14 protein-coding genes are annotated in these 13,728 nt (G+C 68.6%); 2 read left to right on the top strand and 12 right to left on the bottom strand.

From position 1 onward, the window contains the following. Positions 1-13 precede the first annotated feature (13 nt). Genes B7G54_RS16975 through B7G54_RS16920 form a run of 12 tightly spaced genes read right to left on the bottom strand, consistent with a single transcriptional unit; the run spans position 14 to position 11,810 of the window. On the bottom strand, positions 14-1,189 hold the full coding sequence (locus B7G54_RS16975; protein ID WP_085040114.1) for a type III PLP-dependent enzyme domain-containing protein: 1,176 nt from the start codon (positions 1,187-1,189) through the stop codon (positions 14-16). Next, positions 1,179-2,162, bottom strand: coding sequence for a ketoacyl-ACP synthase III family protein (locus B7G54_RS16970; protein WP_085040113.1), 984 nt, complete (start codon positions 2,160-2,162; stop codon positions 1,179-1,181). Before B7G54_RS16970 ends, B7G54_RS16975 begins: the two co-directional genes overlap by 11 nt. A 3-nt stretch (positions 2,163-2,165) precedes the next feature. Continuing rightward, entirely contained in the window at positions 2,166-3,149 is a 984-nt protein-coding gene (locus tag B7G54_RS16965) for a ferritin-like domain-containing protein (RefSeq protein WP_085040112.1), read from the bottom strand. 1 nt (position 3,150) lies between these two features. Next, positions 3,151-3,774, bottom strand: a complete 624-nt coding sequence (locus B7G54_RS16960; protein WP_085040111.1) for a hypothetical protein — start codon at positions 3,772-3,774, stop codon at positions 3,151-3,153. Between the two features lies 1 nt (position 3,775). After that, positions 3,776-4,660 (bottom strand): hypothetical protein, encoded by an 885-nt coding sequence (locus B7G54_RS16955; protein ID WP_085040110.1) that lies wholly within the window; start codon positions 4,658-4,660, stop codon positions 3,776-3,778. Positions 4,661-4,667: 7 nt separating this feature from the next. Then, entirely contained in the window at positions 4,668-4,922 is a 255-nt protein-coding gene (locus B7G54_RS16950; RefSeq protein WP_011350104.1) for an acyl carrier protein, read from the bottom strand. A 58-nt stretch (positions 4,923-4,980) separates the two neighbouring features. Continuing rightward, a complete protein-coding gene (locus B7G54_RS16945) occupies positions 4,981-6,090 on the bottom strand; it encodes a hypothetical protein (protein ID WP_085040109.1) in 1,110 nt (369 codons plus the stop codon). 14 nt (positions 6,091-6,104) lie between these two features. Further along, a complete protein-coding gene (locus B7G54_RS16940) occupies positions 6,105-7,424 on the bottom strand; it encodes a hypothetical protein (RefSeq protein WP_085040108.1) in 1,320 nt (439 codons plus the stop codon). Then, positions 7,414-8,154: an outer membrane lipoprotein-sorting protein gene (locus tag B7G54_RS16935; protein WP_085040107.1), complete on the bottom strand. Its 741-nt coding sequence runs from the start codon at positions 8,152-8,154 to the stop codon at positions 7,414-7,416. Before B7G54_RS16935 ends, B7G54_RS16940 begins: the two co-directional genes overlap by 11 nt. Continuing rightward, positions 8,151-9,368 carry an ABC transporter permease gene (locus tag B7G54_RS16930; protein ID WP_085040106.1) on the bottom strand — a complete coding sequence of 406 codons (1,218 nt, stop codon included), beginning with the start codon at positions 9,366-9,368 and terminating at the stop codon, positions 8,151-8,153. The genes B7G54_RS16935 and B7G54_RS16930 overlap by 4 nt, the downstream gene beginning before the upstream one ends. Next, positions 9,340-10,050, bottom strand: a complete 711-nt coding sequence (locus tag B7G54_RS16925; RefSeq protein WP_085040105.1) for an ABC transporter ATP-binding protein — start codon at positions 10,048-10,050, stop codon at positions 9,340-9,342. The genes B7G54_RS16930 and B7G54_RS16925 overlap by 29 nt, the downstream gene beginning before the upstream one ends. After that, on the bottom strand, positions 10,047-11,810 hold the full coding sequence (locus tag B7G54_RS16920; protein WP_244289358.1) for a fatty acyl-AMP ligase: 1,764 nt from the start codon (positions 11,808-11,810) through the stop codon (positions 10,047-10,049). Before B7G54_RS16920 ends, B7G54_RS16925 begins: the two co-directional genes overlap by 4 nt. 410 nt (positions 11,811-12,220) lie before the next feature. Here B7G54_RS16920 and B7G54_RS16910 point away from each other — a divergent pair, with 410 nt between their 5' ends. Both B7G54_RS16910 and B7G54_RS16905 read left to right on the top strand, forming a co-directional pair. Next, complete coding sequence (locus B7G54_RS16910; RefSeq protein ID WP_085040103.1) at positions 12,221-13,168, top strand: fatty acid desaturase family protein; 948 nt, start codon at positions 12,221-12,223, stop codon at positions 13,166-13,168. A gap of 55 nt (positions 13,169-13,223) precedes the next feature. Beyond that, positions 13,224-13,728, top strand: a 505-nt coding sequence (locus B7G54_RS16905; protein ID WP_482764049.1) for a ferritin family protein, incomplete at its 3' end; no start/stop codon positions are given.

Genomic DNA, 13,728 nt, shown 5'->3' with positions numbered 1-13,728 from the left:
CTCTCTGGTTGGTCTAGGCGGGCCGCACGTACACGTGCGCGGCTTCGTGGGACAGGAAATGTGCCATCGAGTACGTGCGGTGATACGCGCCGCAGCGCGCGAACACCGCGATGTCGCCGACCTGCGGCGGTGCGCCCGTGTCGTCGCGGCCGATCACGTCCGCGCGGCTGCACGTACTGCCGACATAGATCGTCGGCACGCCGCGCACCGGCGGCGCTGCCGTGCGGCGCACGAGCGACGGCGCGGCCAGCCGGCGCATCACCGATTCGGTCTGCGCGAGCAGGAACGCGTGCGACAGCCCGCCGTCGCAGACGGCGATCGTGCGGTCCTGCCACGCCTTGACCGCGACGACGCGCGTCGCGAACACGCCCGCATCGGCGAAGATCGCGCGGCCGGATTCATGTGCGAGCGAGTACTGGCCGGCCAGCGGCGCGAGCGCTGTGGCATAGCGCCCGAACGCGGCGTCGCCCGGGTGATCGTCGGCAAAGCCGCCGCCGAGGCTCAGCGACGCGAGCGGGGCGCCGTTGGCGGGCGCGAGATCGCGGGCCAGCGCCGCGAGCCGTTCGGGCAGCACGAGCGTGTCGGGTTGTGTCGCGTCCTGGCGGATGAACGAATGCGGGCCGGAGAACACGTGCAGTCCGGCTACGGCCAAGCCGGCGGCGGCGAGCGTGCGCACCGCGTCGTGCGCCTCGTTCGGCGTCATCCCGAAGTGGTCGTGCCACAGCGAGCGCGCATCGTCGCCGGCCAGCGCGCCGGCATTCACGCGCAGCAGGACGGCGCCCGGTGTGCTGCCGCCGGCCGCCGCTTCGCGCGCCAGCGGCACGAAGCGCGCGACCGCGTCCGGGTTGTCGAGCACGAAATGGCAGCGCGACGCGAGCCCGGCCCGCATGAACATCTCGTCCATCGACGGGTTGTTCAGGTAGCGCGGCGTCTTGATCCGGCCGATCACCGCGTCGAGTTCGCCGCGGCTCGCAAGTTCGACGCCGTCCTCGTACGCGTGCGCGCAGCGCGCGAGCATGTCCTGGTTCGGGTTCGCCTTCAGCGACACGATCAGCCGCGTGCCGAGCCGCGCCTTCAACGACCGGTAGCGCGCGATCGCGACTTCCGGTTCGTACACGTAGCACGGCGTGCGCAGGTCGGCGATCCACGCGTGGTCGCCGGCGGGCGGAAGCGGGCGCTCAGGCGTCATGGCGGCCCACCGGATGGAGCGTGGCGGCTGCATACGCCCCGCAGTTCGACTGCATCACGCCGAGCACGCGCTGCCCGCGCGCGACCGCGTCGAGCCCGACGTCGGCCAGGTTGATCGGAAAATCCGAACAGCACGCGTGGCCGCGCGCATGGATGTTTTCCGCATAGAGCCGCTCGGCCGACACGCGCATCGCGCGGCACAGCGCGTTCCAGCCGGGCAGGTCGGCGTTGTGCGGCAGCACGAGCTCGTACGCGTCGAGCGCGTGCGGTTCGAGCGCGACCGCTGCGTCGATCGCCTTGCGCGTGTACGGCCACTCCATCATGATCAGGTCGGCTTCGTTGGCCGCGACGGTATCCGAGCCGCGATGCCATTTCGCATGCGTCTCGATCGCGATGCCGCCGAGCCGGTTCTTCGTGCTGTTGCGTGCGATCAGCATTGCGGCTGCGCCGTCGCACTGCACGCCCGTCATCTGCCGCATCCGGTAATCCTCGCCGTACACGCGGTCGGACGACACGACGAGCGCCGCGTCGAGCTGCGGATAGCGGCGCATCAGCGCGCGCACCGTCTCGATGCCGGCCGCGACCGACACGCAGTTCAGCTGCGCGACCGAGCCGAGCCACAGCGGCTCGATGCCGAGCTGCGCGGCCAGTTCGTGCGGCAGGCTGCGCGGTGCGGGCGGCACGCTGAACTGCTGCGTGTGCACGTGCACGATCGCGCCGATGTCGGACGGATGCACGCGCGCCGTGTCGAGCAGGCGGCCGGCCGCCGCGATCGCGAGTTCGGTCTCGCTCGTGTCGAGCGCCATGTGGAAATAGCGGCTGCCGGACTGCGCGATCGCTGCGGCCCGCTGCGCCGGGTAGTCGCGCTCGGCGGCCCAGGCCTCGATATCGACGGGCAGGCCGGGCAACTCGTAGGCCACCGCGTCGATGCCGATCCAGAAATCGCGTGATGCTTGGGAGGCGTTCGTCGTCATGGTTCAGTTGAGCGGCATTGCCGCGTAGTCGAGGACGTCGAGTTTTTCGAAGGTTGCCTGCACGGTCGGCGTGAGCAGGCCCATCTCGCGGATCGTCGGCACCAGGCGCCGGAAGATCGAGCGGCGGATCGAGCTCGACACTGGCGACTCGCGCACCATCGCGCTGCATTCGCGCTTCGACAGCCCCATCGGTTCCCAGATGTCGTCCGCGCACAGGTGCTCGTACAGCACGGCCGCGCCTTCGCAGACGAACTGCTCGCGCTCGCGCAGCTCGTGCGCACTCATCTCCGCGTACACGCGGCACAGCGTGATCCGGCCGACGGCGAAGTGGCGCGCTTCGTCGCGCTGGATCCGCGCGAACAGGTCCTTGATGAACGGATCGGTGCTGTACGCGACGACGCTCTGGAAGATCGACAGCGCGATGCCCTCGACGAGCACCTGCATCCCGAGGTTCGTCATGTCGAGCGCGCTGCTCGTGATCGTGTCGTGCAGCAGCCCCTTCAGCGAGCGGCTCATCGGGTAGCTGACGTCGAGCTTTTCGTTGACGAGCTTCGCGTAGGCCTCGACGTGGCGTGCTTCGTCCATCATCTGCGCGGCCGCGCACAGCCGCGCGCTCAGGCCGTCCTCGGCCGATGCGAGCTTCGACGCGCAGATCAGCGCGGCCTGCTCGCCGTGCAGGATCTGCGAGAGCAGCCAGCCCTGCGCGTGATGGCGCACCTCGCGCTTGTCGGCGTCGGACAGCTTGCCCCACAGTTCGGTGCCGTAGATCAGCAGCGTCGGGTCGGGCATGCCGAGCGGGTTCGCCGGATCGAGGTCGTGGCTCCAGTCGACGTCGGTCGCGACGTCCCACTGTGCGGCCTTCGCCTTTTCGTACAGCCGGTTCAGCGCCTCTTCGCGCAGCGCGTAGTCGTTCGACATCAGTGCGTCGACGGGCATCGACCAGCGGATGTCGGCCGTGTCCTGCATAACGGTGAGCGTGTCAGTCATTTCAGGGTCTCCCCGGCCGCGCGGCGGCGCCGGAATGATGGGCGGAATCGGTAAGCGTCGCGGCCGCGCCGCGCGGTGTGGCCGGGTGCGGCTCGAGGCGGATCGCAAACGACGGCCACGCGCCGCGCAGCTGCGCGTCGAAGGCATCGGCGAGCCGCGCGGGCCAGATCGCGCAGCACACGCGGTTGTCGCCGGCGAACTCCGCATCGCGCAGGATCCGGTCGCCGATCCACACGACGGGCGCGCCGCGCGCGGCATCGCGCAATGCTTCGTCGTACAGGTGCACGCCGAGCAGCACGTGCGGCGCGAGCAGTTCGGCCGGCAGCGCACCGAAGTACGGCGCGCAGACTTCGATGAACACGCGTACGTCGGGATGCACGGTGTCGCGGATTCGAGCAGTGATTTCCGCGAGGAATGCGAAGTACTGGACGTGGTCGAGCAGCACGCGGCGCTCGCCGCCGCATGCATCGCCGGCGTCGTACGCATCGCCGGCCGCTTCCGCGAGCGCGGCGCGCGCGTAGTCGGCCGGCGTGTCGAGCGGCATCCGGTACGCGCTCGCGGCGATCGCGAGCGGCTGCCGCGCATCGCGCTCGATCCGGTAGGTGAAGTGAACGGGTCGCACCATGTCACGCCTCGCCGTCGAGAGAGAAGGTCGCGTCCGGCGCGAATGCGACATCGGCGACCGCGTAGTAGCCGTTCAGCGCGAGCGAGCAGACGGCCGCGCGGCGCGGCGTGTCGCCGTCGCGATGTGCCAGCAGCACCGACAGCCACGGATCGCTGCCGAACGCATGACCGAACAGCCCGTGGCCGTCCGGCAGCAGCGGCGTCTTGCCGACGGACGCGAGCAGCGCGCGGCGCGACGTCGCCGGAAAGAACGGCAGCGCCGCGTGAACGCCGGGGCGGGCGGCGCAGAAGGTGCGGATGTCGCGGCCCAGCCGCACGACCGCGCTGGCCGGCGGCGCGGCGTCCGCGAGCACCGATGGTGCTGATGGTGACGCTTCGCGGCCGACGTCGATGAGCAGCGTGCACACGCCGAAGCCCGAACGCCCCCAGGCGGGGTTGCCGTGCCAGTACGTAAAGCCGTGCACGTCGATGTCGACGATTTGCAGTAGCAGCGTGCGCGGCCCGGTTTCGGCCGCGGTTGCCAGCGTGCGGCGCAGCACGTAGCCCCAGCCCGCGCATTCGTACGAGCAGGTCATCCAGTCGGGCGTGTAGTCGTTCGCGCCGGCGAGTGCCTGCGCGAACACGCGATGCTGCGGCGAATCGTTCATCAGCAGCATCGACAGGATCGTCGAGCTGACCACGTAGTCGTCCGCGCCGACCGCGCCGCACAGCCGCTCGCGTTCGGCACACGCGAGCGTGCCGATCGCGCGGGCCGTGTCGTCGAGCGGCACGGCCGCGCCGTCGCGCGACGGCGCGACGCGCCGGTACGCGAGCGCCTGCACGGTCAGCGCGGTCGCCGGGGCCGGCTGGGCGGCGGGGGCCGCCACGGTCGCAAGGGGCGCGAGCATCGTCGTATCAGGCGGCGTGCTGCTGGCGGCGCAGTTGCGCGTCGAGCTGCTGCAGCGTCGTGTACTGCGTGATGTTCAGCGCTTCCGGGTCGATCGAACCGTAGAGCTGTTCGCAGAACACGATCAGCTCGACGATGTTCAGCGAATCGATGCCGAGTTCGCCGATGCCGGCGTCGGTGTCGACGGTCTCGACGTTGAGGATCTTCGCGACTTCGCGGGACAGGATGTCGAGCGCGTCGGCCGGAACGTTCTGGGTCGTCATGAGAGGAGCTCCTGGTAATGAAGTGGGTTGATCGGGATCGATCGGCCTGTCGCGTGGGTCAACTGCCGGCTTCGCAGCGCAGGCTCTTGCGAAGCTCGTGATAACAACGGTACGAACTGCCTTCCATCTTCGAAAACGCCAGCAGGTCGCGCTGGTCGTCGAAGGCCGCCACCTTGCCGTCGCGCACGAGTGCCGTCAGGAACTCGTTCGACAGCAGCTTGATCGCGAGCACGCGCTGCACCTTGCCGAAGCTGTAGTGCGCGTCGTCGGTCTGGCTGCGCGCGGCGTCGGCGATGAAGCTGTGCACGGCGCGCGCGTCGGCATCGAATTCGACGCGGCCGGTGCGTTCGAGCCAGCCGACGTGCGCCATCAGCGCGCGGACGAAGTAGGGCCGCACGACGGTCAGGTACTTGTTGAACACGGTCGGGCCGCCGATCCGCAGGCGATCCTCGGCGCTTGCGCGCACCTGGCCGCCGACGTTCGCGAGCTGCAGGTTGCCCGCGAGGAACGGCGCGCCGCAGGTCGTGCGCTTCAGCTTCCGGTACTCGTCGGGCCACACGAGGTAGGCCGCCGGAAACATCACGCCGGGCAACCGCGCGGCGACGACCGCCATGCAGTCGCGATGCGCTTCGATGCCCCATACCTTGTCGACGGTGAGCGCGAGGCCGTTGTCGTCGCTGCGCACGACCGTGCGCCAGGCGGCGAGCGTCGGGCCGCCGCCGTCGCTCATCAGGAACGCGAAGTTGTGGCCGCTGTCGATGCAGTCGCACGCACGGCGGTTCTGGTCGTCGGAGAAGAACAGCCCGAACATGATGCGGATGAACGCACGCATGAACGGCTTGAACAGGTGATGAAACCCTTCGCGCTCGATCTGGTCGAGCAGCGCTTCGGTGAGCGGCGCCTCGTCGTGCCGAAGCGGTGCCGACGCGGACGAGTCGGGCAGCACGCCCAACGTGGCGGCATGCAGCGCGATCACCATCTCGCTGTCGAGCAACCGCACGGCAGCGGCTTCGACGAGCCGGGCGGCCGCGCGCGGCGGCGTGCCGAGCGACTCGATCGTGTCGAAGTGGCGCAGCACCGGATACGCGGCCTGGTCGGCCACGCGCAGCAGCAGCGGTGGAGTCGCGAGCGGGTCGGCGGACGAAGCAGGGACGGAAAGCGTGGACATGGGCAGGGTTCCTGTCAGAAACGCACGCGCACGGCGGCGTCGATGCGGGTGCCGAGACCGACCATCCGGTACTCGGAGTTGCTGTCGGAGAACGCGCGGGTGACCGCGACATCGACGCTTACGCGCTTGTTCAGGTCGGCGACGACCTGCGCGATCGCGAGCAGGCCCTTGTCCTGCGGCGAATAGACGCCGCGCAGCGAATACTCGACGCGGCCGATCTTCTTGCCGAGCCGCGCGAACAGGTAGTCGCGCAGGTTGCCGTCGACGCTCACGAAATCGGCCGTGCCGCCGAGGCCGGCCAGTGCGGCGCCGGGCGCGACGGGCAGCAGCGCGTTGTTCGCGCGGGCCGCGCCGACCATCTGGCGCCACTGGTTCGCGTCGTAACGCGCTTCATCGTGCGACCACTCGACGATCAGCGACAGGTTGCCGGGCAGTGCGCTCTGCATGCCGACCGCGCTGCGCCACATGACTTGGCGATCGTTGCGGCGATCGACGGCGTCGTACGCGGCCGGCGAATCGACCGGCGTGCCGTTCGCGATAAAGGCGGGCAGCGGCCGCGTCGTGCCGCGCTCGAGCCACGCGCTCACATAGACGGTGTTCGAGCGCGCGACGTCGAACGACAGCGTCGCGCCGGCGCCGCCACGGCCCGCATGACGGCCGGCGAGCAACGCGGCCGAGCCGCCCGACCAGTTGTACGCGCCGCGCACGAGCTGCGTCGCGCCCTGCACGTCGCGGTTGTCGACGTCGTTGCGCAGCGTGCGGTTTTCTCCGGCGATGAACTGCAGCGTGGTCTGCTCGCCGGTCCATTTCGCTTCGACGAGCGGCGTGCCCTCGACATCGCCGTAGCGGTCGTAGATGTCGGCCGTCGCGGCGCGCTTCTGGAAGAAGCCCAGCGGAAAGAACGCCTGCGACGTGTCGAGCGGATCGATCCGCTTGCCGGCCGTGAGCGTGATGCCGTTGTCGAATGCGTAGCGCACGCCGGCCTCGTTGAAGCGGGTGGCCTGCGCGCCGAGCGAGTGGCTGCTTGCGACGGCGCGCACGTTCATGAACAGGTTCTCGCCGTCGATGCGCGCGAGCAGGCCCGCTTCCTGCTGGTTGCGCGGCTCGTCGCCGATCAGGGCGCCGAGCAGCGCATGACCGTCCATGCTGTCGACCGAGCGTGCGTACGCGATGCCGTTCAGCGTGCTCAACTGTTCCATCAGCGATTCTCCGTGCGCGAGCGTGCAGCCGAGCGCAAGCGGGACGGCGAGCGCGACGGCGGGCCAGATTCGGCCGGATGATGGGCGGAGGCGGTCACGACGGGCGTCGACATGGGCGTCGTTGTCACTGGCCATCGGCAAGCGTGTCGGGATTGAACCAGCCCGACGGAATCTTGTGCGGCTGGCCGTCGAGGATGTCGACGACGCTTGCGCGCTGCTTCTCGATCTCGTTGCGATACGTGATCTTGCGGATCACCTTGCGCCCGTTCGCATCGACCGGCGCGGAGAAGTCGGCGCTGCGGAACAGCAGGCCGCTCGCCAGGAAGAACTGCGCACGCACCGGCACGTCGGTGTCGGGCGTGACCCACAGCTTGATCGTCGGGTAGACGTTGTCGGGATCGGTCGCGGTCAGGTCGAGCTCGGTCGCGGGCTTGCCGGCGATCGACGTCGCGCCGGGCGCGGCCGATGCGCGATAGCTGTCGGCCCAGTGCGTGCGCGTGATGTCGCTGATCACGACCTCGCCCTGCAGCCGCTGCATTCCGTTGATGCGTACCGCGCTGCGCGTGTTCGGCACGTAGAACCAGTGGCCGCGCGTGGTCGCGAGATACTTCTGGCCGTCGTTCTCGCCGCTGCGCGTCAGCGCGAGCGTGTCGCCGTTGCCGCGCGTATAGACGAGATAGCGCGTCGCGTCGCCGGATTGTCCGCCGACTTCGTTCGTGATCTGGATGTTCGTCTGCGTATCGGCAGCCGTGCTGCGGTATGCGTCTGCGCGGGCGAGCATGGTCTGGGCCGTCGGTGCGTCGGCGGCATGAACGAGCGGCGCGCACGCGACGAGCACGGCGACCAGATGGCGAATGCGAATCATGGGGCGAGTCCTTCGAGGATGTTGCGTTTGGCGAGCCCGAGTGTCGCGAGCAGCGCGGCGGCCACGCCGAGCACGACGAACGCGCCTTCGACGGCGGCCACGGCGGCCGGCGAGACCGTGAATTCGAGCAGGATCGGCTTCACGCGGCCCGGCGGCGCGGGCAGGTGGATCTGTGCGTGATTGAGCGCGACCATCGTCAGCAGCGCCACCGCGATGCCGGCGGCAGCCCCTAGCAGGCCGAGGAAGGCGGTCTCCTGGATCAGCACGCCGCGCACCGTTGCAGCCGGCACGCCCAGGGCACGCAGCGTCGAGATCTCGCGGCGGCGCTCGACGATGCTCATCAGGATCCAGTTGCTCATCGACAGCAGGATCGTTACGCAGAGAATGGCGCCGAACACCGAGAACTGATTCTTGTACAGCGCGACGACCTGGTGATAGAGCGACACGAGCTGGTCCCAGGTCTTCACGTCGAGCGCCGGCAGCGCGGCACGCAGCGTCGCGGCGGCGGCCGGCGTGTGCGCCGTATCCGACAGGAACACCGCGATGCGCGACGCGCGGTCGGTGCGCAGCAGTGCCTGCGCGGCGGTGAACGTCACGTTGACGATCCGCTCGTCGACGTCCTTGTTGCCGGTGCTCATCACGCCGACGATCTGCGCGTCGGTCGCGTTGATGCCGCCGTGCGCGGTCGACGCCATCAGTTGCACGACCGAACCGACATGCACGCCGAGCTTGCGCGCGAGTTCGGCGCCGACGACGACTTCGGTGCCGGCATTCGTCGGCGACAGGTAGCGGCCCGACAGCACCGTGTGATAGTCGAAGAAGCCCGGCGGCTCGCGGTTCGGCTCGATGCCTTCGCCGACGAAGCCGTAGCTGAGATCGCCGTTGGAGATCAGCCCGTCGAAGTCGACGCCGCGTGCGGTAGTCGCGACACCGGGCAGGGCCGCGATCGCGTGCGTCGCGGTGGCCTGCTCGTCGGCGGTCAGCCCGTACTGCAGCGGCCGCTCGCCGATCAGGTCGAGATAGCCGTGGTGCAGCACCTGGACGTGGCCGACGCCGCTGTCGATCGACCCTTCGCGCACCGCGTCGAAGGTCGCGATCACATAGCCGAGCGCGAGGCTCGACGCGAACGCGGCGACGCCGATCATTGCCATCGTGAGCACGGTACGGCGCTTGTTGCGCCAGAGGTTACGCCACGCAAACGTCGACCAGTTCACGATTCACTCCCGGTATGCCGTCGCGCATCTCGATGCGGCGCGGCAGGTGTGCGCACAGACGATCGTCGTGCGACGCAATCAGAAAGGCGGTGCCCAGCGTGCGATTGGTGTCGAGGATCAGCTCGGCCACCGCCCGTGCGTTGGTGCTGTCGAGGCTGGCGGTCGGCTCGTCCGCGATCACGATCGCCGGCTCCTTGGCGAGCGCGCGGGCCAGCGCGACCCGCTGCTGCTCGCCGCCGGACAGCTCGCCGGGGCGGTGGCGTTCGCGCGCGGCGAGCCCCACCGCGTCGAGCATCGCGCGGGCGCGCTCGCGGCGCGTGCGCGGCGTGCCCCACGCGAAGCAGCCGAGCTCGACGTTCTCGAGCGCCGACATCACCGGAATCAGGTTGAACTGCTGGAACACGAAGCCGATGCGCTCGCGGCGAATCCGTTCGAGCGTGTCCGGCGCATCGTCGATCCGGCGGCCTTCGAGCCAGCGTTCGCCGGTGCTCGGCACGTCGAGAAAACCGGCCAGGTTGAGCAGCGTGCTCTTGCCGCTGCCCGACGGGCCGACGAGCGCGACGACGTCGCGCCGGCCGATCGAGATCGTCGCGCCGCGCACCGCGACGACGCGGCCCGCGCCCTCGTAGACACGTGTGACGTCGCGCAGCTCGAGCACCGGCGTGAGCGTGGCGGTCGTCATGCGTACGCTCCCTGGCCGGCTTCGGCTGCCGCCGACGCGTGGATGACTGACAGCGCGCCGTTCGCATAGAGGTCGCGGCACTTCAGGCGCTGCAGCTTGCCGCTCGTGGTGCGCGGCAGCGAGCCGGGTTCGACGAAACAGAGGTCCTGCGCGGCGAAGCCGATGCGCGACGCGAGCAGCTGCTGGCACTCGGCGCGCGTCTGCGGCGTCGCATCGACCGGCCGCGCCTCGATCGCGACGACCAGCCGCTCGGTGCCGGTCTCGGGATCGGGCAGCCCGAACGCGATGCACGTGCTCTTGCGCAGCGTGCGATGCGAAGCAAGCGCCTCCTCGATTTCGTGCGGGAAGTAGTTGCTGCCGCGAATGATGATGACTTCCTTCTTGCGCCCGAGGATATGGAGCTGGCCGTCCGCGACGTAGCCGATGTCGCCGGTGCGGAACCAGCCGTCGGCCGTCAGCGGCGCGGCGATCGAGCCGTCGTCCGGATTCAGGTAGCCGAGCATCACCGACGTGCCGCGGATCGCGACTTCGCCCACCGCGCGATTCGCCAGCGCGTGGTCGCCGTCGTCGAGGATCCGGAACGCCATGCCCTCGATCGGCGTGCCCATCGCGAGCACGGTTTCGGTGTCGGTCTCGGCGCTGTCGTTCGCGGCGGCCGGTTGCGCGTCGCGGCGCTCGATCAGCGCACGCCGGTCAAGCGTGTCGGCGATCACGTACGGCGCGCCGTCGACCGTGCCTTCGTGCCATGCGCGATGCATCGATACCGCGAGCGTCGATTCGGCCATTCCGTAACACGGCTGCAGCGCCGATGCCGCGAGACCGTACGGCGCGAACGTCGCGGCGAAGTCGCGCAGCGTTGCGTCGTCCACGCGTTCGCCGCCGATGAAGATGTTGCGGCACGCGGAAAGATCCACACCTTCCATCGCGGCGGCATTGAAACGGCGCACGCAGTAGCGCAACGCGAAGGTCGGTACCGACGTCGTCGTCGCGCGCGCCGACGCGATGCGCTTCAACCAGCCGAGCGGATTCCGGATGAAACTGTTCGGCTGCATCATCAGCAGCGGCGCGCGGTAATGCATGTTCGACAGCAGCGTGAGCAGTCCCATGTCGTGATAGAGCGGCAGCCACGACGCGGTGCCGTCGCCGGCCGCGAGGTCGAAACGCACCGACCCGCCGATGCCGAGCACGTTCGCGATCACGTTCTCGTGGCTGAGCACCGCGGCCTTCGGATGCGACGTCGAGCCGGACGTGAGCTGGACATGATGCGGATCGCGGCCGTGCTTCGCGCTGATCAACGCGCGTGCGCCGGCATCCGCGACGATCGACAGCGTCTCGAGATCGACGACGCGCGTGGACGAGGCGGGAAACGCATCGTCGCGCCACGCGGCGGACTGCGCATCCGCGGCGATGACGAGGCGCGGCCGGTACAGCTCGCATGCGACGTCGATCACCTGCCGGCCGGCGGTGGCGCGCCGCGCGGGAACGGGCACGGTGCAGGGCAGTGCGCCCGTCATCACGCAGGCCATCATCGCGGCCGCGTGGTCGACCGACGCGGGCAATGCAAGCATCACCAAGTCGTTCTCGCGTACATCGAGTTCGCGCAGCGCGCCGGCCTGGCGAAACACCTCTTCCGCGAAGCGCCGGTACGTGATGCTCGCCTCGTTGCCGGCGTCGTCGACGAACGTCATGCGATGCATGGCGCCCGCAACGTCCTCGAGCGATTCGATCAGGCGATGAATGGTGGATGCGCACTTCGTCACGAGGATTCTCCCCTTGAGGAACACGGCCGCTCGTGCCACGGTGCCGGCGGCGCCGTTCGTCGAGTGAGGAGGATTCTTGCCGGATCGACATGACACGACAAACGGAATATTTGCAGGCTATGCATGAGCGGCACGCATCCACTCGGGCCTGCCATGCACGTGAACCCGTGCGAGGTGAATGGTCGGTACGCATTCGACCGGTCGTCTAGTTCACGATGTGGTGCGCTCATGCGCCGGGGGCATGCAATGCGTTCGGAAAATTCGTTTGTCCGAAGCATCGACTCACAGAAGAATTGCAACCCGGCAGCGCGCCAGCGTCGCCGTGTCATGGCGCCGGGCAGGGTCCGGCCAAGGAGAGCGTTTTGTCCGTTACCTCATCGCTTGTCGCCCGTCCGAAACCGGTTGCAGACATGAAGAGCCGCCCGAGCGGCGTCGTCTTCTCGCTGAAGCTGGCGGTCTACGTCGCACTCGTTGCGCACGGCATGCTGTTCGCGCTGTCGACGTACGTGATCCTGAAGATCGTCGGCATCCTGCTGATCGGCGCGATGTACGCGCACGGCGTCGAGCTGCAGCACCAGGCGCTGCACTACCAGGGGTTCAGGAGCAAGCGGCTCAACATGGTGTTCGGCGTGCTGCTCGGCATGCCGATGCTGGTGTCGTTCCATGCATATCAGGACAGCCACCTGCGTCATCACCGGCTGCTCGGCACGCCCGAGAACAAGGAGTTCTTCGATTACGGTGACCAGTACGGAGCGAGCCCCGTCGTCAATCTCGGCCTGTGGGCCTGGCGGCTGTCGATGGCCGCGCACTATATCCAGTTCGCGAAGAACGTCGCGAAGCTCGTCGTGCCGGGCGCGAGTTTCGGCGACAACCCGTTGGTGTCGCGCGCGATCCGCCGCGATCACCTGCTGATGGTGGCAGCGATCGCGCTGCTGGCCGGCGTGTCGTTCGCGCTGCACACGTGGTTCGTCGTGTGGGTGTGGGTCGTGCCGCTCGTGTTCGTGGCCGCGCCCGTGCATGCGCTGGTCGAGATGCCCGAGCATTACCGCTGCGACCTGACGAGCACCGACCCGTTCAGCAATACGCGGACGATCGAGAGCAATGCGTTCATGACGTGGTTCACGAACGGCAACAACTATCACGTCGAGCACCACATGATGCCGAACCTGCCGATCGAGCGGCTGCACGATCTGCATGGCGCGATCGGGCCGCGCATCCGCTATTACCACCGCACGTACCGGCAGTTCTATTACGCGCTGCTGCGCGGCAGGCTGTCGCCGCGCACGGTGGAAGACGAGGCGGACGACCGCGCGCCTGATGCCGAAGCAGCCGTGCCGGCGTCCACGCAATCGGCATGAACGCGACGGTACCGTGCGCCCGTGTGCTTGCCGCGCCCGAACGTGCTCAACGATGGTGACGACGATGCTCTATCCGGAACTTTTCAGATCGCTGGAGGCGGTGCGCTGGAACATGGAGACGGACATTCCATGGAACCGGTTCGACGCTTCGCTGCTCACCGACGAGCAGGCGAAGACGATCAAGATGAACGCGATCACCGAATGGTCGGCGCTGCCCGCGACGGAAATGTTCCTGCGCGACAACCAGCACGACAGCGACTTTTCCGCGTTCATGAGCGTGTGGTTCTTCGAGGAGCAGAAGCATTCGCTCGTGCTGATGGAATACCTGCGCCGCTTCAGGCCGGAAATGGTGCCGACCGAGGAGGAACTGCACGCGGTGCGTTTCCAGTTCGACCCGGCGCCCCCGCTCGAGACGCTGATGCTGCACTTCTGCGGCGAGATCCGCCTGAACCACTGGTACCGCTGCGCGGCCGACTGGCACACCGAGCCCGTCATCAAGCAGATCTACGAAACGATCTCGCGCGATGAGGCACGCCACGGCGGCGCGTACCTGCGCTACA

It is taken from the genome of Burkholderia puraquae, assembly GCF_002099195.1.
GTDB lineage: Bacteria > Pseudomonadota > Gammaproteobacteria > Burkholderiales > Burkholderiaceae > Burkholderia > Burkholderia puraquae.
This window is presented reverse-complemented; position numbering and strand designations above follow the sequence as displayed.